The sequence below is a fragment of the Scandinavium sp. UTDF21-P1B genome (assembly GCF_040750395.1).
GTDB lineage: Bacteria > Pseudomonadota > Gammaproteobacteria > Enterobacterales > Enterobacteriaceae > Scandinavium.
On sequence record NZ_JBFLVD010000015.1, the window covers coordinates 353152 to 371866 of the forward strand.

General features: G+C 57.7%; 17 protein-coding genes. 10 read left to right on the forward strand and 7 right to left on the reverse strand.

What is annotated here, in order from left to right:
* Positions 1-261: 261 nt before the first annotated feature.
* From astE to AB1287_RS13980, 5 genes are read right to left on the reverse strand one after another with little or no spacing between them, the layout of a single operon-like run.
* Positions 262-1224: a succinylglutamate desuccinylase gene (gene astE, locus AB1287_RS13960; protein ID WP_312626544.1), complete on the reverse strand. Its 963-nt coding sequence runs from the start codon at positions 1222-1224 to the stop codon at positions 262-264.
* Positions 1225-1235: 11 nt separating this feature from the next.
* The gene (gene astB, locus AB1287_RS13965) at positions 1236-2561 is read right to left on the reverse strand and encodes an N-succinylarginine dihydrolase (protein ID WP_435618131.1); all 1326 of its coding nucleotides are present in this window, start codon (positions 2559-2561) and stop codon (positions 1236-1238) included.
* The gene (gene astD / locus AB1287_RS13970; RefSeq protein WP_435618132.1) at positions 2558-4036 is read right to left on the reverse strand and encodes a succinylglutamate-semialdehyde dehydrogenase; all 1479 of its coding nucleotides are present in this window, start codon (positions 4034-4036) and stop codon (positions 2558-2560) included. The genes astB and astD overlap by 4 nt, the downstream gene beginning before the upstream one ends.
* The gene (gene astA, locus AB1287_RS13975) at positions 4033-5067 is read right to left on the reverse strand and encodes an arginine N-succinyltransferase (RefSeq protein ID WP_435618133.1); all 1035 of its coding nucleotides are present in this window, start codon (positions 5065-5067) and stop codon (positions 4033-4035) included. Before astA ends, astD begins: the two co-directional genes overlap by 4 nt.
* Entirely contained in the window at positions 5064-6284 is a 1221-nt protein-coding gene (locus AB1287_RS13980; RefSeq protein ID WP_435618134.1) for a succinylornithine/acetylornithine transaminase, read from the reverse strand. Before AB1287_RS13980 ends, astA begins: the two co-directional genes overlap by 4 nt.
* Positions 6285-6678: 394 nt before the next feature.
* Here AB1287_RS13980 and AB1287_RS13985 point away from each other — a divergent pair, with 394 nt between their 5' ends.
* The 8 genes from AB1287_RS13985 (at position 6679) to AB1287_RS14020 (ending at position 15195) form a co-directional block, all read left to right on the forward strand.
* Positions 6679-8076, forward strand: coding sequence for a mercuric reductase (locus AB1287_RS13985; protein ID WP_435618135.1), 1398 nt, complete (start codon positions 6679-6681; stop codon positions 8074-8076).
* 110 nt (positions 8077-8186) lie between these two features.
* The gene (xthA, locus tag AB1287_RS13990; RefSeq protein WP_435618136.1) at positions 8187-8993 is read left to right on the forward strand and encodes an exodeoxyribonuclease III; all 807 of its coding nucleotides are present in this window, start codon (positions 8187-8189) and stop codon (positions 8991-8993) included.
* A 197-nt stretch (positions 8994-9190) separates the two neighbouring features.
* Complete coding sequence (locus AB1287_RS13995; protein WP_436799844.1) at positions 9191-9826, forward strand: TVP38/TMEM64 family protein; 636 nt, start codon at positions 9191-9193, stop codon at positions 9824-9826.
* Positions 9823-10509, forward strand: a complete 687-nt coding sequence (locus AB1287_RS14000) for a TVP38/TMEM64 family protein (RefSeq protein ID WP_435618137.1) — start codon at positions 9823-9825, stop codon at positions 10507-10509. The genes AB1287_RS13995 and AB1287_RS14000 overlap by 4 nt, the downstream gene beginning before the upstream one ends.
* Positions 10509-11672, forward strand: a complete 1164-nt coding sequence (locus AB1287_RS14005; protein WP_436799841.1) for an ABC transporter substrate-binding protein — start codon at positions 10509-10511, stop codon at positions 11670-11672. Before AB1287_RS14000 ends, AB1287_RS14005 begins: the two co-directional genes overlap by 1 nt.
* Entirely contained in the window at positions 11645-13180 is a 1536-nt protein-coding gene (locus tag AB1287_RS14010) for a thiamine ABC transporter permease (protein ID WP_435618139.1), read from the forward strand. Before AB1287_RS14005 ends, AB1287_RS14010 begins: the two co-directional genes overlap by 28 nt.
* Positions 13180-13812 (forward strand): ATP-binding cassette domain-containing protein, encoded by a 633-nt coding sequence (locus AB1287_RS14015; protein WP_312626534.1) that lies wholly within the window; start codon positions 13180-13182, stop codon positions 13810-13812. The genes AB1287_RS14010 and AB1287_RS14015 overlap by 1 nt, the downstream gene beginning before the upstream one ends.
* A 75-nt stretch (positions 13813-13887) precedes the next feature.
* Positions 13888-15195, forward strand: coding sequence for a rhodanese-like domain-containing protein (locus AB1287_RS14020; protein ID WP_435618140.1), 1308 nt, complete (start codon positions 13888-13890; stop codon positions 15193-15195).
* Between the two features lie 113 nt (positions 15196-15308).
* On the opposite strand, the gene AB1287_RS14025 is transcribed toward AB1287_RS14020, so the two are convergent.
* Both AB1287_RS14025 and AB1287_RS14030 read right to left on the reverse strand, forming a co-directional pair.
* Entirely contained in the window at positions 15309-15920 is a 612-nt protein-coding gene (locus AB1287_RS14025; protein ID WP_435618141.1) for a CDP-alcohol phosphatidyltransferase family protein, read from the reverse strand.
* Complete coding sequence (locus tag AB1287_RS14030) at positions 15913-16479, reverse strand: carboxymuconolactone decarboxylase family protein (protein WP_435618142.1); 567 nt, start codon at positions 16477-16479, stop codon at positions 15913-15915. Before AB1287_RS14030 ends, AB1287_RS14025 begins: the two co-directional genes overlap by 8 nt.
* A gap of 78 nt (positions 16480-16557) precedes the next feature.
* Here AB1287_RS14030 and AB1287_RS14035 point away from each other — a divergent pair, with 78 nt between their 5' ends.
* Together AB1287_RS14035 and AB1287_RS14040 are read left to right on the forward strand one after the other, a co-directional pair.
* The gene (locus tag AB1287_RS14035) at positions 16558-16953 is read left to right on the forward strand and encodes a pyrimidine (deoxy)nucleoside triphosphate diphosphatase (protein WP_312626530.1); all 396 of its coding nucleotides are present in this window, start codon (positions 16558-16560) and stop codon (positions 16951-16953) included.
* A 684-nt stretch (positions 16954-17637) separates the two neighbouring features.
* On the forward strand, positions 17638-18618 hold the full coding sequence (locus AB1287_RS14040; protein ID WP_435618143.1) for a hypothetical protein: 981 nt from the start codon (positions 17638-17640) through the stop codon (positions 18616-18618).
* Positions 18619-18715 lie beyond the last annotated feature (97 nt).

The window sequence follows — 18715 nt, forward strand, 5'->3', positions numbered from 1 at the left end:
CAATTAGTCAGAGCAAGCGTAAAACAATGAAAGTACAAAAACGCTGTTTTAACCAATTATGAAGAAAATAAGGAAAAATGATGGAGAGTTGCGAGGAATAATAACTAATAGACTGTTATTAAAGAGATTATGAAGAAGTTTAGCGCAGTCCTGATTAATTAAAAAGCGGTTTATAAGAATAGTCCGCAATTGTTCGTAAAAACATTTTGGTTCAGCAATGATAAAACGGCGCAGATTGTGTTCCACGCCCTTTATTAAACACTAATTCTTTTCACGAACCAGCATCAGACCCGCCCGCAGGCCTGGCGCAACGTTGGGATTAGGGAACAGCACATATTCCGTTTCGTACTTCACCTGCCAACGCATGTCCCCCTCCTCCGCCAACAGCGTACCTTCACTAAACGGCGTAAAGTTCAGCGTGTCATTGGACATATGCAGCACAAAGCGGTCGTCGTGCCGGGTGATTTGTTGCGCCACCCTGTACTTCTGCGGCAAAGGTGCCGAAGCGATATCACCGCCAAGCAGCCGCGCCATCGCCCGCTGCGTCGTGGAGAACTGGTTTAAATCGTTCTGACCAAACGGCAGCGCTTTACCGAGTTCCAGCGTGCAGGCGAGCGCGCTGAAACGCTCGGTGCTGTAATGCGTAAACGTTCCGCCAGGGCTTTGATGAAACACCAGCGCCTCGAGCCCCGCCGCGCCAAGCCAGTGCAGAAATGCCTCGTCCCAGGGTTCTTTGCGCAGCGGCAGCACGCCAAACCGAACGTGGTGCGACCCGCGAATGGCAGTATGCAGATCGAGATGCCAGCGCTCGCTGTCCAGCGGCTGCCAGAACTGTGACAGCGCGTGCTCCAGCCGCGCCGCCCGCGCCGTTTCCAGCGACGGGACAAACTCATGCCAGCGTCCGCCAAACATCCGGTTCAGATCGCTGTGCAGATAGCGCTTATTCTCTGCCAGAGCGGGAGGATTGCCGAGCACCACCAGCAGGCGCCAGCTTAGCGTGATGGTGCCAGCAAACAGGGCCTTCAGCAGCGCATCCAGCATTTCAACCGGGGCCGTTTCGTTGCCATGAATGCCCGCAGAGAGCACCATTGCACGGGCGCTGGAGACAAACGGCGTCAGCTCCAGCAGGCCAGTGTCATGCCACTGCCAGTGAAACAGCTCCGTTTCTCCGCGCGTCTGCGTCGGTTGTTCGCCGGCCAGAGTCAGCGCCAGAAAGTCCATCATTACGCCTCCTTTTATTGCTGGAACGGATAAACCGAGCCCAGCCCCAGAATTTGCGTCAGCTGATCCAGTGCCTCGCGCCCTTCGCGCAGCAGCTGCGGATCGGCTAAATCGGCCTGCGTCAGGCGATCGCGATAATAGCGGTCAACCCAGGTATTCAGGGTATCGAACAGGCGATCGTTCATCAGAACCGGCGGGTTAACCGCCTGTATCTCCGCTTCATTGAGCACGACACGCAGGCGCAGGCACGCCGGACCGCCGCCGTTGGCCATGCTTTCCCGCAGGTCGAACACCTTCAGCTCGTTAATCGGGTTATCCTGCGCCAGCATATCGTTAAGATAAGACCAGACGCCCTGATGCTCCTGAGACTCTTTTGGCAGCACCAGCATCATACTGCCGTCGGGTTTGCTCAGCAGCTGGCTGTTGAACAGGTACGTCGCCACCGCGTCATTGACTGACACGCGCGAGGTTGGCACTTCGATCGGCGTGAAGCCCGGCACGCGCTCATCCAGCTGTGCCAGAAGCTGCGGCTGATTGAGGAATGCCTGCTCATGGCAGAACAGCACCTGGCGGTTGCTGACAGCGATCACGTCATTATGAAACACGCCCTGGTCAATCACCGACGGGTTTTGCTGGGCGAATATAGCCTGCTGCGGATTGACCTGATTGAGCCGCGCCACGGCCTGACTCGCCTCCAGCGTCTGGCGCGCCGGGTAGCGCAGGGGCTGATGATGGCCGTTCTCTTCCCGACCATAGACGAAAAGCTGCAGGCCTGGCTGGCCGTACTCGCCGCCGAGGCGGTTATGGTTCGCCGCCCCTTCATCACCGAACATCGCCACCTGCGGCAGCGCACCGTGAACGGTAAAGGCCTGCTCATTGCTGAAAATCGCCCTCATCACCGCTTCGGTGGTTGGTGCTTCGCTGGCACGATGGAATTTGTTATTGAGGTTTGCCACCGTCAGGTGCACTTTTCCGTCGAGCGCATCTGCAGAAGGGCAAACCGTGGCGGCATTCGCCACCCACATTGAGGAAGCCGAACTGACGGAAGAAAGCAGCTGCGGCGTCTGCGCAGCAGCCTTTGCAATCACCTGCTCGTCGCTGCCGCTGAAGCCCAGCTGGCGCAGCAATGACACATTAGGGCGCTCCTGCGGAGGCAAAACCGCCTGTTTATAGCCGAGATCCGCCAGCGCTTTCATCTTCAGCAGCCCCTGCTTCGCGGCAAGCTGCGGATTAGAGACGCGAAAACGATGCTTCGTTGACGCCTCGTTGCCAAATGACAGCCCGGCATAGTGGTGCGTCAGCCCCGGCAGGCCATCGAAGTTCACTTCCCAGGCCTTCATGATGTCACCTCAGCGGAAAAATCGAGGCCAGGATTCAGCGTACCCGGAAGCACTAGCGCAGGAGACTCAAGGCTTGCCATCGGCCACGCACAGTAATCCGCGGCATACCATGCTCCCGGACGGTGATTGCCCGAAGCGCCCACGCCACCAAACGGCGCGGTACTTGCGGCACCCGTCAACGGCTTGTTCCAGTTGACGATTCCGGCCCGGGCTTCCAGCAGCAGCTGGTCGAATTTTTCACGTTCAGCGGAGACCAGCCCACAGGAAAGGCCATAGCGGGTGTTATTGGCAAGCTGGATGGCCTCATCAAATTCGTCGTAGCGCCACACGCACAGCAGCGGACCGAACACTTCTTCATCCGGCACGTTCTGCACCTGCGTCATGTCGATAATCCCTGGCGTCACAAGCGACGTGCCTGGCTCCAGCAGACGAGGCTCCAGTAGCGTCACGCCGCCGTTAGCCACGTGTTGCAGCCATGCGGTACGAACGTTTTGTGCAGCCTGTTCGGAAATCAGCCCACCGATAAACGGCTGTGGTTCCGCATTCCAGCTGCCCGGAATAATACGACGGGTCACGTCGACAAGGCGTTTGAGGAAGGCGTCGCCCGCTTCACCGCGTTTTACCAGCAGACGGCGTGCGCAGGTGCAACGCTGCCCGGCGGTAATGAACGCAGACTGCACAGCGACGTGAACAGCGGCGTCAAGATCCTGCGGCTCGTCGATAATCAGCGGGTTGTTGCCGCCCATTTCAAGCGCAAGAATTTTCTGCGGCTGCCCGGCCAGCTGGCGGTGCAGCGTGAAGCCGGTGTTTGAGCTGCCGGTGAACAGCAGGCCATCGAGATCGGCCTGTGAGCTCAGGGCTTCCCCCACAGCACGACCGCCCTGAATCAGGTTCAGTACGCCCGCCGGTAATCCCGCCTTCTCCCATAGCTTCACGACCGCTTCGCCGCTCATCGGCGTCAGTTCGCTCGGTTTGAAAACGACGGTATTGCCCGCCAGCAGCGCAGGGACGATATGTCCGTTCGGCAAATGGCCGGGGAAGTTGTAGGGGCCGAATACCGCCAGCACGCCATGCGGACGGTGGCGCAGGGTTGCCGCGCCGTCAGGCATTGGCGTTGCCTGTTCTCCAGTACGGCTATGATAGCCCTTCACCGAAATGGCAATTTTGTTCATCATCGCGCCGATTTCCGTCGCCGCCTCCCAGCGCGGTTTGCCGGTTTCGCGGGCGATGACTTTGGTCAACGCTGCTTTATGTTCTTCCAGCAGAGAAGCAAATTTTTCTGCAATTTGCTGACGAGCGCTGAACGGCAGTTTTGCCCATGCAGGGAATGCGGCACGGGCAGCCCGGACGGCCTCAGCGACCTGTTCAGCATCCGCATCATTTCCGCGCCACACCGCTTCGTGTGTGACCGGGTTGGCTTTGCTGCGTGCCTCTGCGCGCCCGGCGACCCAGCCGCCGTTGATCCATAGACTCATACTTTTTTCTCCTCAGGGCAAAGACGCACCAGCCGCACGCGGTCACCCGCATGACACTTCAGGGCATCCAGCTGTTTCGCGCTCAGTAACAGTTTGTCGGTGTGCGGATCGGCCTGCACCAGCATCGCGCGAAAGTGCTCATAGTTTTCGTTCGCCACCAGACAGGTTGGCAGCTCGCCCGGCGCGGGCTGACCTTCCCCCACTTCCACCAGACGGCTTTTACGGATGGCCCGGATGCGATCCACGTCGCATTCCAGCGTCGGACCGCCGTCGAAAATATCAACGTAGTTACGGTAGCGGAATCCTTCTTTCTCCAGCACCGCACGGGCGGGCGCGGTTTGCGGATGCACTTCGCCAATCACCGCACGCGCTTCCGACGTCAGGAAATCGGTGTAGATCGGGTGCTTCGGCATCAGCTCAGCGATGAATGCTTTCTGCCCGGTGCCGCACAGGTAATCAGCGCGCGCAAACGGCATGGAGAAGAAGCGCTGGCCGAGGCTTTCCCAGAACGGGGAGTAGCCATGTTCATCGATAACGCCGCGCATCTCAGCGACAACTTTTTCGTTGAAGCGATCGCGGAACGCCGCCATAAACAGAAAACGGGATTTCGACAACAGATAGCCGTTACCCTCTTTACGCCAGTCCGGGTCAAGGAACAGCGTGCAAAGCTCGCTGCTTCCAGTGTGGTCATGAGTAAGGAATAGCGTCGGTAATGCGTTGTAAACGTTCAGCTCTTTTGAAGCGTGGACCAGCGTTCCCACGCGGTAGTTGTACCACGGGTCATGCAGGCCGACTGCAACTTCAATGGCGCAGATCCCGGCCACGCGCCCCTGTTCAGTATCCTCCAGCACGAACACATAACCCTGATCGCCCTTCTCCAGACTGCCGTTCCAGGTGTTAATAGAGCGCTCAATGCGGTCGGCAAGCGTTTTTTCATCCACGGGAAGCGACGTCAGGCCGCCGCCGGTTTTCCCTGCCAGAGCCAGCACGCCGGACAAATCCTCGCGTCCGACCGGGCGGATCACCATCATGATGTCACCCCGGCGACAAAGCGTTCACAGGTGCTGGCGAAGCGGTCAAGGCCGGTCTTCACCTCTTCTTCGCTGATGATAAGCGCTGGCGCAAAGCGCACGACGTTAGCTCCGGCAATCAGCACCATCAGACCGTGTTCTGCGGCAAGCTGGCTAATTTGCTTCGCTTTCCCGGCATACTCAGCCTTCAGCACGCAGCCAATAAGCAGGCCCATGCCGCGAATTTCGTCGAACAGAGCAAATTTCGCATTGATCGCCGTCAGGCGTTCAGTAAACCACTGATGGCGTTGCTTCACACCGTTCAGCACCTCATGGGTATTGATCATGCCGAATACCACACCCGCCACCGCACAGGCCAGTGGGTTGCCGCCGTAGGTGGTGCCGTGGGTGCCGACGGTCATAACGCGGGCGAACTCATCACGAGCCAGCAGCGCACCAATCGGGAAACCGCCACCCAGCGCTTTTGCCGTTGAGAGCACGTCCGGGGTTACGCCGTAATGCATGTAGGCATAGAGCTCGCCGGTGCGGCCCACGCCGGTCTGAACTTCATCGAAAATCAGCACTGCATTGTGCTTATCGCACAGCGCACGCAGCTCTTGCAGAAACGCCGGAGTAGCCGGAACCACACCGCCTTCGCCCTGCACGGGCTCGACGATCACCGCGCAGGTGTCGTCATTAATCAGCGCGCGAGCCGAATCAATATCGTTATAAATGGCGTGCTGGATCTGCGGCGGCAGCGGTGCAAAATCCTGGGAATAAGAAGGCTGACCGCCCGCACTCACGGTGAACAACGTCCGGCCATGGAAGGCATTTTTGAAGGCCACGATGCCGCTTTTCTGCGGGCCAAATTTGTCATGGGCATACTTGCGCGCCAGCTTCAGAGCAGCTTCGTTGGCTTCAGCACCGGAATTGCAGAAGAAAATTTTGTCGGCAAAGGTCGCATCGATGAGCTGCTTCGCAAGCTTCAGCACCGGCTCGTTGCTGTAGCCGTTGCCGGTATGCCAGAACTTGCCTGCCTGTTCGGTCAGCGCCTGCACCATCGCCGGGTGCGCATGCCCCAGCGCGTTCACCGCGATACCGCCTGCAAAATCAATGTATTCTTTCCCCTGCTGATCCCACAGGCGAGAACCTTCCCCACGTACCGGAATAAAAGGCGCCGGGGCGTAAACCGGCATCATCCAATCGTCAAAATTTCCACGCGTCACTGACTGATTCATAGCAACCTCTTCCGGTAACAATTACGTTATTGTGATGTTAATAAAAATGAGTGTTTGTGCTGTAAATGTATATTGCACGCATCGTGCCAGCCAGCGACAAAAGTGCATAAACGGAAGTGGGCAACTTAATATCAATAAGTTACAGCCAAACGCTATTCACCGAATCTGCATATAAAGTGAATAGAAAGGGATTTCTGCGCCATTAGCAGCGTTAATAATTGCAGCATTATGCATTAGAGGAACTTAATTCACGTTCTGTGAAGGCTGCGACATTTATCGTAAGTCTGCGCCCCAAAATGGAGCGGAATGCCCTGTAAAAGAGCAGGTTTGTCACCCTTACCGCTCTGCACTACGCTGAATCTGATTATTTCGTGAACAGCTGAGTGGGGTACCAATGCGGCACTTTGATGCAATTCTGATTGGTGCAGGCCAGGCAGCGCCCTCGCTTGCCGTTGAGTTAGCAGAGAGAGGCCAGCGGGTCGCGCTGATCGAAGGCAATTTACTGGGCGGAACCTGCGTGAACGTGGGCTGTACGCCGACCAAAACGCTGCGCAAATCCGCCCGCGTGGCGCATATGGTAAGCCGGGCCGCGGAATTTGGCGTGATGACAGGGCCGGTCAGCGTCGATTTTGCAGCAGCGATGCAGCGCATGCGGGCGCGGGTTGAAACTTCGCGGCTTGGCCTGACGGACTGGCTTGACGCGACGGCGAATGTCGAAACTCTCCACGGCTGGGCGAGCTTTCAGGGGCGCGACGGCGACCGATTTCTGATTGAGACCAACGGCGAAACCCTTTCTACGGCGCGCGTCTACCTGAATACCGGCACCCGTGCGGTCATTCCCGATGTGCCTGGAATCGAGAGCGTGCCGTATCTGGATAACGTCAGCATTCTGGCGCTGACCGAATGTCCAGCACATTTAATTATCGTGGGTGCCAGCTACATCGGGCTTGAGCTGGGGCAAATCTTCCGCCGGCTGGGCGCGCAGGTTTCCATCATTCATCGTACCGGGCGGATTGCCGAACGCGAAGATGAGGACATCAGCGAACACATTGCAGAGTTCCTGCGTGCCGAAGGGATCGCATTTTACCTGAACAGCAGCGTCAATCAGCTAATGCGTAGTGATGAAGGCCTGAGCGCCCGTCTCAGCGATAACCAAGAAATTCACGGCAGCCACATTCTGTTTGCTACCGGGCGGCAGCCCAACGTTGAACACCTGAATCTTAGCGCCGTGGGTGTGGAAACGAATGCGCGTGGCTTTATTCGCACCGATGCACGCTTCAATACCAGCGTGGCAGGTATCAAAGCGCTCGGCGACGTTAACGGACGCGGCGCGTTTACGCACACCAGCTATCACGATCACCAGATTGTGCTGGCGGAATTCGACGGTCAGCATCCCGCAGGGCAATGGCAGGATGCCGACAGGCGCGTGCTGAGCTACGCCATGTTTACCGACCCGCCTTTGGGTCGCGTGGGCATCACACTTTCTCAGGCAAAGGCGCTTGCAAACAAAGGGCAAAAGATTCTGGTAGCGGAAATCGCCATGGCCGACGTCAGCCGCGCGAAAGAGGAAGATGAAACCTGGGGCATGATGCGGTTTATCATCGATGCCGAAAGCGAGCGTTTTCTCGGCGCAGCCATCCTCGGCATTGGCGGGGACGAAATTATCGCGGTCATCACTAACTTTATGGCGACAGGCGCGAGCTACAGGCTGATGCAGCAGGCTCTGCCCATCCATCCGACCGTAGCAGAATTCTTCCCGACGGTGCTGGCAAGGCTGCGGGCATTGAAATGACATGGCCCGGCTATCAGGCCGGGGCCGCAACAGCATAACACTGCAGAAGTCAGGCGCCACAAATTCTGCTAACATCCCTGCATCATTCACCTTACACAGTAACAGCAACTATGAAATTCGTCTCCTTTAATATCAACGGCCTGCGTGCCCGCCCGCATCAGTTGGAAGCCATCGTTGAGAAGCATCAGCCTGATGTGATCGGCCTTCAGGAAACCAAAGTTCACGATGATATGTTCCCGCTCGAAGAGGTGGCGAAACTCGGCTACAACGTGTTTTATCACGGGCAGAAAGGCCACTACGGCGTGGCGCTGCTGACCAAAGAGACCCCGGTTTCCGTTCGCCGTGGCTTTCCAGGCGACGGTGAAGATGCGCAGCGCCGCATCATTATGGCGGAGGTCCCTTCTGCATTCGGCAACGTGACGGTGATTAATGGCTACTTCCCGCAGGGCGAAAGCCGCGACCATCCGCTGAAGTTCCCGGCCAAAGAGCTGTTCTACCAGAACCTGCAGAACTACCTGACGGTCGAGCTGAAAAAGGAGAATCCGGTGCTGATCATGGGCGACATGAACATCAGCCCGACGGATCTCGATATCGGCATTGGCGAAGAGAACCGCAAGCGCTGGCTGCGCACCGGAAAGTGCTCGTTCCTGCCGGAAGAGCGTGAATGGATGGAGAGGCTGATGGGCTGGGGTCTGGTGGATACCTTCCGTCACGCCCACCCGGAAACGCAGGATAAATTCTCGTGGTTTGACTACCGCTCGAAAGGCTTCGACGACAACCGTGGTCTGCGCATCGATCTGCTGCTGGCAAGCCAGGGTCTGGCGCCGCACTGCGTTGAGACCGGCATCGACTATGACATCCGCAGCATGGAAAAACCTTCCGATCACGCGCCGGTCTGGGCGACGTTTAAGGGCTGATTTAGCGCGACCTGACGCCCCCCCGGCGTCAGGTTTTTCGCAGGCAATCGGCTTTATTTGCGCCATATCAAAGACGTGAGTCAGGCAAAGCTTGCTAAAATGCCGCCCCTCATTGCCTGAACCACGGAGAAACGGATGCCAAAGAAGTTCTGAAAGGGAAAGTCGTTAAGCTTCTGCTCTTTATTGCCCTTTCCGGCATTCTGATTTTCGCACTTCACCACGGCAGGATGACCGATCCCCTGCTTCATCTGTCACAGCTTCAGACGCTTATTCGCCAGAGCGGCGCATACGGTGCTGCACTTTACGTTCTGCTGTTTATTCTCGCGGCGGTCTGTTTTATGCCAGGCAGCCTGCTGGTGATTGCCGGAGGCGTTATTTTTGGCCCGCTTTACGGCACGCTGCTTTCCGTGGTGGCATCGACGCTGGCAAGCTCCCTCTGCTTCTTGCTTGCGCGAGCGCTGGGTCGCGATCTGCTGGTACACGCCTTCGGGCAGAGCGCCGTTTTTCAGGCCATAGAAAACGGTATCCACCGACACGGCGTGGACTTTCTGCTGTTTACCCGCCTGATTCCGCTGTTTCCCTGGACGCTGCAGAATTACGCCTACGGCCTCACCGCCATCGCCTTCTGGCCGTTTACCCTGATTTCCATCCTGACCACCTTTCCGGGACTGCTGATTTATACGCTGATGGCTGACGATCTCGCCACTCATGGCGTTACACGCCTGTTTTTCCTGAAGCTCTGCGTGGCGGGCGCTCTTCTTTTCATGCTCGTCCGGACTGCGAAAGCGTGGGCGCGCCGCAAGGGCGTAAGCGCCACAGGGTTATCGCAATGAACCGGGTTTACCGCATCGCTTTGCTGGTGCTGCTCTGCGCGCTGGTGGCGGCCTGGTGGATTTCCCCGACGGTCAGAACGCTGGTGAACGGCAGCCTCGCCGCCTTCGCCACCCTCGATCAAGCGGCAATCGAGCGCTTTATCCGCGCATGGGGGCCGCAGGCAGCTGCCGTGTCGTTCTTCCTGATGATTTTGCAGGCGATCGTTGCCCCGCTGCCCGCCTTTCTGATTACCTTTGCCAACGCCTCGCTATTTGGTGCCTTCTGGGGCGGTATATTGTCCTGGACCAGCTCCATGGCGGGTGCCGCATTCTGCTTTTATCTTGCCCGTATTCTCGGACGCGATGCGGTGGAAAAGCTCACCGGAAAAACCGTGCTGGAAAGCGTGGACAGCTTTTTTACCCGCTATGGCAAACACACTATTCTGATTTGCCGCCTGCTGCCCTTCGTGCCGTTCGACCCGGTGAGCTACGCCGCCGGGCTGACGTCCCTGCGCTTTCGCGCCTTTTTTGTCGCGACCGGAATCGGCCAGTTGCCCGCCACCATCGTCTATTCCTGCGTCGGCAGCATGCTGACCGGCGGCACTTACTGGCTGGTTACCGGCCTGCTGATCGCTTTTGCCCTGGCTATCCTCATTGTGATGGTCAAAAAAATTACCCAACAACGCCAGAAGAGACGCCACTAATGCCAACATTTTCCCGGAGTATGTTATGGATGACGCTGCTGGCGGTTACGCCGTGTGCATTCGCATCCACGCAGTGGCAGCAAACTGAACAGGAGGCGCGCGGGCAGACCGTGTGGTTCAACGCCTGGGGTGGCGACCCGGCGGTTAACCGCTATCTCGACTGGGCCAGTAGCGAGGTCAAACGCGACTATGGCGTTACCCTGAAAATCGTGCGCCTTGCCGACGCCGCAGACGCAGTAAAACGCATTCAGACGGAAGCGAAGGCCGGGCGAACCAAAGGGGGCTCGGTGGATTTGCTGTGGGTCAACGGCGAAAATTTCCGTACCCTGAAAGAGGCAAATTTACTGCAAACGGGCTGGGCGCAGCAGCTGCCAAACTGGCGCTATGTCGATCTGCAAAAGCCGGTGCGGGAAGATTTTTCCGTGCCGACCGACGGGGCGGAATCCCCCTGGGGCAGTGCACAGCTGACGTTCATTGCCCGCCGGGAACAAACCCCGCAGCCGCCGCAAACGCCTCAGGAGTTGCTCACTTTTGCCACGGCGCATCCGGGCACGCTCACCTATCCCCGCCCGCCGGACTTCACCGCAACGGCGTTCCTGGAACAGCTGCTGTTGGCTTTGACTTCACGGTCCAATGCGCTGAAACAACCTCCTGACCAGGCGACATTTGCCAGCGTCACCGCGCCGCTGTGGGCGTATTTAGACAAGCTGCACCCGCAGCTATGGCGTAAAGGCAGCGATTTCCCGGCATCGCCCGCCCGCATGGATGACATGCTTGCCAACGGCACGCTGCGCCTGTCGCTGACCTTTAATCCTGCACACGCCAGTCAGAAAGTCGCTCGCGGCGAGCTACCAAAGGACAGCTACAGCTTCGGTTTTGCCCAGGGCATGATTGGCAACGTGCATTTTGTCGCCATTCCGGCCAACGCCCGTTCTGCGGCAGGGGCAAAAGTGGTGGCGAATTTCCTGCTTTCACCGCAGGCTCAGCAGCATAAAGCCGATCCTGCCGTCTGGGGCGATCCGACCGTCCTTGATATCCAAAAACTACCACAACCCTGGCCTGCCGCACAGGCAGAAACTGCTCCGCCGGTACTGGCTGAACCGCACGCCGCCTGGGTTAACGCGCTGGAGCAGGAATGGCTGCGCCGCTACGGTACGCACTGACTGGCCTGCTGTGGGCCGCGATGGGGCTGATTTATCTGCCGCTGCTGCCCGCCGCCGTTCAGCTTCTCACGCCCGCGTTTTCGCCTGGTAACTGGCAATCGCTGTTCAGCGATCCGCAGCTTTGGCAGGCAACGCTTGCAACGCTGATATCCACGCTGACGGCCGTTTTCGGCGCGTTGATTATCGCGTTCTGCGTAGTGGCGGCCCTGTGGCCTTCCCGTGGCTGGCAGCGGCTGGCGGTGCGCCTTCCGCTCATGCTGGCGGTGCCTCACGTGGCCTTCGCCAGTGCAGCCCTTCTGCTGTTCGCTGAAGGCGGCTGGCTGTTTCGCCAGTTTCCCCAGCTCACGCCGCCGATTGACCGCTACGGCATTGGACTCGGCCTGACGCTGGCGGTGAAGGAGAGTGTCTTTTTGCTGTGGGCGATGTACGCCCTGCTCGGGGAGAAACGGCTGGCGGAGCAAAGCCTGACGCTGCGCAGCCAGGGCTATGGCCGCTGGCAGTGCCTGGCCTGGATTATCCTGCCGCAGCTTTTGCCACAGCTACGCGTCGTGCTACTGGCGACTACCGCCTGGACGTTGTCGGCGGTGGATGTCGCGTTAATTCTCGGGCCTGGCAATCCGCCGACGCTTGCGGTGCTGGCGTGGCAGTGGCTTTCGCAGGGGAACGAGCAGCAGCAGGCCCTGGGCGCTCTGGCCTGCCTGCTTTTGTTATTTCTGCTGGCAACGCTGATGCTGCTGGCTCATCTACTGTGGCGTCTGTTTCGTACCCAAATCCCTGACTTTGGCGGCGTTCGCCATTCCCGGGCGTTTGCCCTGCCGGGCATAGCCCTGAGCGATCTGCTGCCTCTGAGCGGCCTGCTTTGTGTGGTGACCCTGGCGTTACTGGCCGATGGTGAAATGGCAACCACCGACAATATCGCTGCCAGCTTATGGCTGGGGCTGGCGTCCGCTTCGATCGGCGTAGTGCTTTGCTTACTCTGGCTGGAGTTCGGGGCAAAGCGCTTCACTACCTGGGTGTGGCTGCCGCTGGTGCTGCCTGCCCTGCCGCTCGCCGCCGGGCAGTATCAGCTGGCGCTGCTAAGCTTCCAGGACGGTGAGTGGCCGACGGTGCTGTGGGGGCACCTGCTGTGGGTCGTGCCCTGGATGCTGTTTATCCTGCAACCGGCCTGGCAGCGCCTTGACCCCAGGCTCACGACCATTGCCCGGACATTAGGCTGGAGCCGCTGGCGCGGCTTCTGGCTGATGAAATGCCCACTGCTACTGCGCCCGCTGCTGGCGGCGCTGGCGGTCGGTTTTTCGGTCAGCATCGCGCAATATTTGCCAACGGTCTGGCTCAGCGCCGGACGTATCGCCACGCTGACTACCGAGGCGGTGGCACTCAGCAGCGGCGGCAGCACGCCGATGCTTGCCGCTGAGGCCCTGTGGCAGCTTTTGCTTCCCGGCATGATCTTCCTGGCTGTCGCGCTGATGCTGCGCATAGTGGGACATTATCGACAAGGACTTCGCTGATGCTAAAAGTAGACAACCTCTCTCTGAGATACGCGCACGAGACGCTGCTCAACAACGTCAGTTTTCACGCCAACAACGGCGAGATTCTGACCCTGATGGGCGTTTCCGGTAGCGGTAAATCTACGCTGCTTAACTGGATAGTGGGAGCGTCGGAGAACAACCTGCATGCCAGCGGGGCGCTGTGGCTCAACGACAGGCGCTGCGACATCCTGCCAACGGAAGCGCGGCGGATCGGCATTCTGTTTCAGGATGCGCTGCTGTTTGACCACTTCAGCGTTGGGCAAAATTTGCTGCTCGCCCTGCCCGGTTCCGTGCCCCGTAGCCTTCGTCGGCAAAAGGCGGAGGCCGCACTTGAGTACGCCGGGCTGAGCGGCTTTTATTCCCGCGATCCGGCCACGCTTTCAGGCGGCCAACGGGCGCGCGTCGCGCTGCTGCGTTCGCTGCTGGCTGAGCCCGAAGCGCTGCTGCTTGATGAACCCTTCAGCGGGCTGGATGCCGTCCTGCGCGACAGCTTCCGCCAGTGGGTTTTCGCTGAAATTAAGCAGCGGCAGATTCCGGTCATTCTGGTGACCCACGACGTCGCCGACATCCCGCCGGGAGGACGCTGTATGCGCCTTGAAAGCTGGCGCTAAGCTGCGCTAACGCAAGGATTTTCTGCATCCGGAGGTTCAGAATGTCGCTTCAATTTTCTTCTGACGGGCAATTCGATGAAACGTGTTTCTCAACTGACCGCGCTGGCCCTGCTGATCGGGCTTTCCTCTTCGGTTTCTTTCGCGGCTGATATGGCCTCTTCCCTCACGCTCAGCGAGCTGCAGCAGCAAAAAGGTGTCGCTATTGATACGCGCCTCAGCGCTTTTTACAACGGCTGGCCGCAGACGCTGAACGGGCCGGAAGGCCATGAACCGGCGGCGCTGAACCTCTCGGCAACCTGGCTTTCTGCAATGAACGACGCGCAGCTGACCGATTGGATTAAACAACACAAGCTTCAGCCGTCCACGCCTGTCGCTTTGTACGGCGCGGAAAACGATAACGCCGCCGTAGCTGAACGTCTGAAAAAAGCCGGTATCGCGCACGTTAGCCTGCTCGGCGATGCGCTGACTCAGCCCGATCGTCTGCAAAAGCTGCCGCACTTCGAACAGCTGGTGTACCCGCAGTGGCTGCATGATTTGCAGCAAGGGAAAGCCGTCACCGCGGCACCGAAAGGTGACTGGAAGGTTATTGAAGCCGCCTGGGGCGCGCCGAAATTTTATCTGCTGAACCACATCCCGGGCGCGGGCTACATCAATACCAACGACGTCGAAAGCGAGCCGCTGTGGAACAAAGTGTCTGACGACAAGCTGAAGGCGCTGATGGCGAAGCAAGGCATTCGCCACGACACCACGGTAATTCTCTATGGCCGTGACGTCTACGCCGCCGCGCGCGTGGCGCAGATTCTGCTGTATGCCGGGGTGAAGGACGTTCGCCTGCTGGACGGCGGCTGGAAAACCTGGTCCGACGCGGATCTCCCCGTCGAACGCGGTACGCCGGGTAAAGTGAAAGCGGAACCGGATTTCGGTGCCACCATTCCGGGTCAGCCACAGCTGATGCTGAATGAAGAACAGGCGCGCGGCCTGCTGCATCGCAAGGACGCCTCCCTGGTGAGCATTCGTTCCTGGCCTGAGTTTATCGGCACCACCAGCGGCTACAGCTACATCAAGCCAAAAGGTGAGATTGCCGGGGCTCGCTGGGGCCATGCAGGCAGTGACTCCACCCATATGGAAGATTTTCATAACCCGGACGGCACCATGCGCAGCGCCGACGACATCGCTGCAATGTGGGCCGAATGGCACATTCTGCCGTCGCAGCAGGTCTCGTTCTACTGCGGCACCGGCTGGCGTGCGTCAGAAACCTTTATGTATGCCCGCGCCATGGGCTGGCAGAACGTTTCGGTGTACGACGGCGGCTGGTACGAATGGAGCCAGAACGCGAAAAACCCGGTCAGCAGCGGCGAACGCGGACCGGATTCAACGCTTTAATGTTTTTTGCGCGGTGATGAGATAAAGCAAAGCGGCAACTCAGGTTGCCGTTTTTGTCTTTGCTCCCTCTCCAATAGAGAGAGCGTCGAGTATGAGCATCAGGCCGCCAGGCATTACAAACGCGACAACGTTATATAACCGCTCCACACCCGCGTCAGCGTCGTCAGCCAACACAGCGCGCCAAACACCCACGCCAGCCAGGCAAACGCCTGTGGGAAAAGACAGCCCAGCACAAACAGCGCGATAGTTTCCGTGCCTTCCGTTAAGCCGCCAAGATAATAAAACGACTTATGCGCATAGCCAGGGTTGTCGATATTGTGCTTAGCCGCCAGCGCCGCAAAAGCTAAAAAGCTGCTGCCGGTCCCGATAAAGGCAAACAGCAGCCAGCCGCCTGCCAGCGCATTGGCCTGCGGATCGGCCAGAATAAACCCGAACGGCACCAGCGCATAAAACAGAAAATCCAGCGAGATATCGAGGAAGCCTCCGGCATCGGTCAGTCCTCGCCGTCGCGCCAGCGCGCCGTCCAGCCCGTCGAGCACGCGGTTAAGCGCAATCGCGACCAGAGCGGGAAGATACCAGCCAAGCGCCAGCAGCGGCAGCGCCAGCACGCCAATAGCGAACCCAACCAGCGTAATGCCGTCTGGCGTGATGCCCGGCCTGTCGAGCTTTTCCGCCAGCTGATTGAGCCGCGGCTTGATGCGGGGATGAAGATGACGGTCAAGCATGCGGTTTCCCCTGCGCGTCGCATAATCCCTGCGAAGGGATCTCCAGCGCAGCGTTAAAGCGCGCGGAAAGGTTCTGGAACGCCACCAGCGCGGTCATCTCGCAGATAGCCTCATCATCGTAATACTGTTTCAACGCCACCTTTTGCTCATCGCTAATCCGCGGCGGTGTGGCGGTCATCGCTTCGGCATAGTCCAGCGCCGCACGCTCCCCACCCGTGAACAGTGCTGAGCTACGCCACTCTGCAATCGCCTGCACTTTTTCCAGCGCATTGCAGCGCTGTGCCAGCCGGAGGCTGTTAGCATCAATGCAAAATGCGCAGTCGCACTGCTGAGAAACCCGGGTCATCAGCAGCGCGCGCAGTTCGGGGGAAAGGCGCGCTTGCTTTCGTTCCAGCCAGCCGACAAACAGCGCCACCAGCCAGAACAGGCGCGGCATCCTTCCCCACCAGCGTGTGGGATTCAGTACGTCACCATAATGTTTCTTCTGCATTTTCACGACAGGCGCAAGCGAGGCAGGAATTTTGCCCAGCGGCGGTACCCACGGTTGACGGTTTTTCACCCGAACACTCCAGTCGATCTTCTGATTTTTCAACGGCAGAGATAGTATGACACGCTCATTAAAGGAACCTTGACCTCAATGCTGAAAACAATTGATGTGGTAGCGGCAATTATCGAACGCGACGGGCTGATTTTACTGGCTCAGCGCCCGGCTCATGCCGACCAGCCGGGAATGTGGGAATTTCCGGGTGGAAAAGTAGAACCTGGGGAAACGCAGCCCGAAGCCCTGATTCGTGAGCTGAAGGAAGAACTGGGGATTGAGGCTTGCCCTGCTGCCTATGTGGCGAGCCATCAGCGGGAAGTTTCCGGACGTATGATTAATTTGCACGCATGGCACGTGCCTGACTTCAGCGGTGAACCGATCGCCTTTGAGCACAGCGAACTGGTCTGGGTGAGGCCCGAAGCGGCGTATCAGAGGGATCTGGCTCCCGCCGACGTTCCGCTGCTGGATGCGTTCATTACAGCGAAGCGGTAAAGCATCATGAGTAACAGGTGAATCAGCTATGAAGATAAAACTGCCGCCAGGCGGTTTAACTGTTTCACTTCAAATCAATAAAATGCTGAAGCTGATGATGCCATTATTTTACCAATTCAGAAATACATTATTGCTTTACCATCGGGAAAATCAGGGTCTTTCCCATCAATGCTCTATATCCTGGCATCACCATGAATAATCATCTGTAACGTCCCTGTTGATTGCATGAAAATATTCTACAGTGCCTGATGAGGTTCTTTTAAGGATATATCTTCTGAATAAACAGGTCTTAATCTACCTCACAATCCTGAAGCAGCATTCACTAAACCGACATCACATGACAGATTGAAAATGTTAAATATCCAGTAAAAGCATCCTTTTACTGCCTGACAGGTCACCTGGTGATTACAATTTTTTACATTTATAAAAAATGGATTGAATGCATTCTCATTGTTAACCACCCGATCTCGACTAACATTAAATTATTCACTCGAGCGTTTAAACATGCCGTTAATTTTAATAGGGAATGTTACAACAGAAGCGGTGGCGCAATCATATTGTGGAGTATATTCTGCACGTATTTTTAGTCCCAACGTTCGTTTCTGTTTTTCTTTTTGTTAACCCTCACAACGCAGAATTTATTTCTGTGTCAGGATTTCATAACTATTTATCAGGACATTCGACATGACCAACAGTTACGATGCATCAAATCAAGTCCCTGTCCAACCCGAGTACGGCGACAGACGCTTTGCGGGCCCGCTCGAAAACAGCGCCAGCGCCGTGTCGTGGGGAGCTATCTTTGCCGGTGCGGTAGGGGCTGCGGCTTTAGCGATGATACTCCTCATGCTGGGAACCGGACTGGGATTATCATCCGTTTCCCCCTGGGAGGATCACGGTCTCCAGGCCAGCACGGTCGGTAAAGCAACCATTGGCTGGCTGATATTTACCCAAATCGCCGCCTCAGGCATGGGGGGATATCTGGCCGGACGACTTCGTACGCGGTGGGCAGCAACTCATGTGGATGAAATCTATTTTCGCGACACCGCGCATGGTTTCCTGGCATGGGCGGTCGCCTCCCTGATTTCTGCCGTCCTGTTGACCAGCACGCTCGGCGCTATTGTCGGAGGCGGTGCAAAAGCGATCGGCTCTGTGGCAGGGGGTGCAGCCAGCACATCTGCGAATGCCGTATCAACGGGCGCGTCAGGCATATCAGGCTCCTCAATGGGTTATTTTGTACATTCTCTCTTCCGCACGACCGCTAATCCCTCTGTGACGGATAACGCATCAGCCGCTGGGCCTGCTGGTATGCCTGGCGCGCAGCCGCAAACCACGGCAGTGACCCCTTCTCAGCTTGGTGAAGTCACGGGGATTTTTGCCAACAGTCTGCGTACTGGCGCTTTATCTCCTGAAGATCAGCAGTATGTTGCGCAGCTCGTTGCTCAACATACGGGAATGAGCCAAAAAGATGCAGAGGCTCGTGTGCAGACCGTATATGGAAAAGTCCAGACTACGTGGCAGGATGCGAAAACTGAGGCGAAGAAAGCTGCTGATACTGCCCGTAAAACAGCCATTCATCTTACGCTCTGGACCTTTATTTCACTGCTGATTGGGGCTTTTGTTGCCAGCCTGTGCGCGACCTTTGGTGGCCGCCAGCGCGATTTATAATCACTTATTCAACTGCACCGGAGGAGCCTGATGCGCTCATTACTGCTGTTTTTTCTTGGGGTACCGATCCCGATTATTATTCTGATTGCCCTGTTTG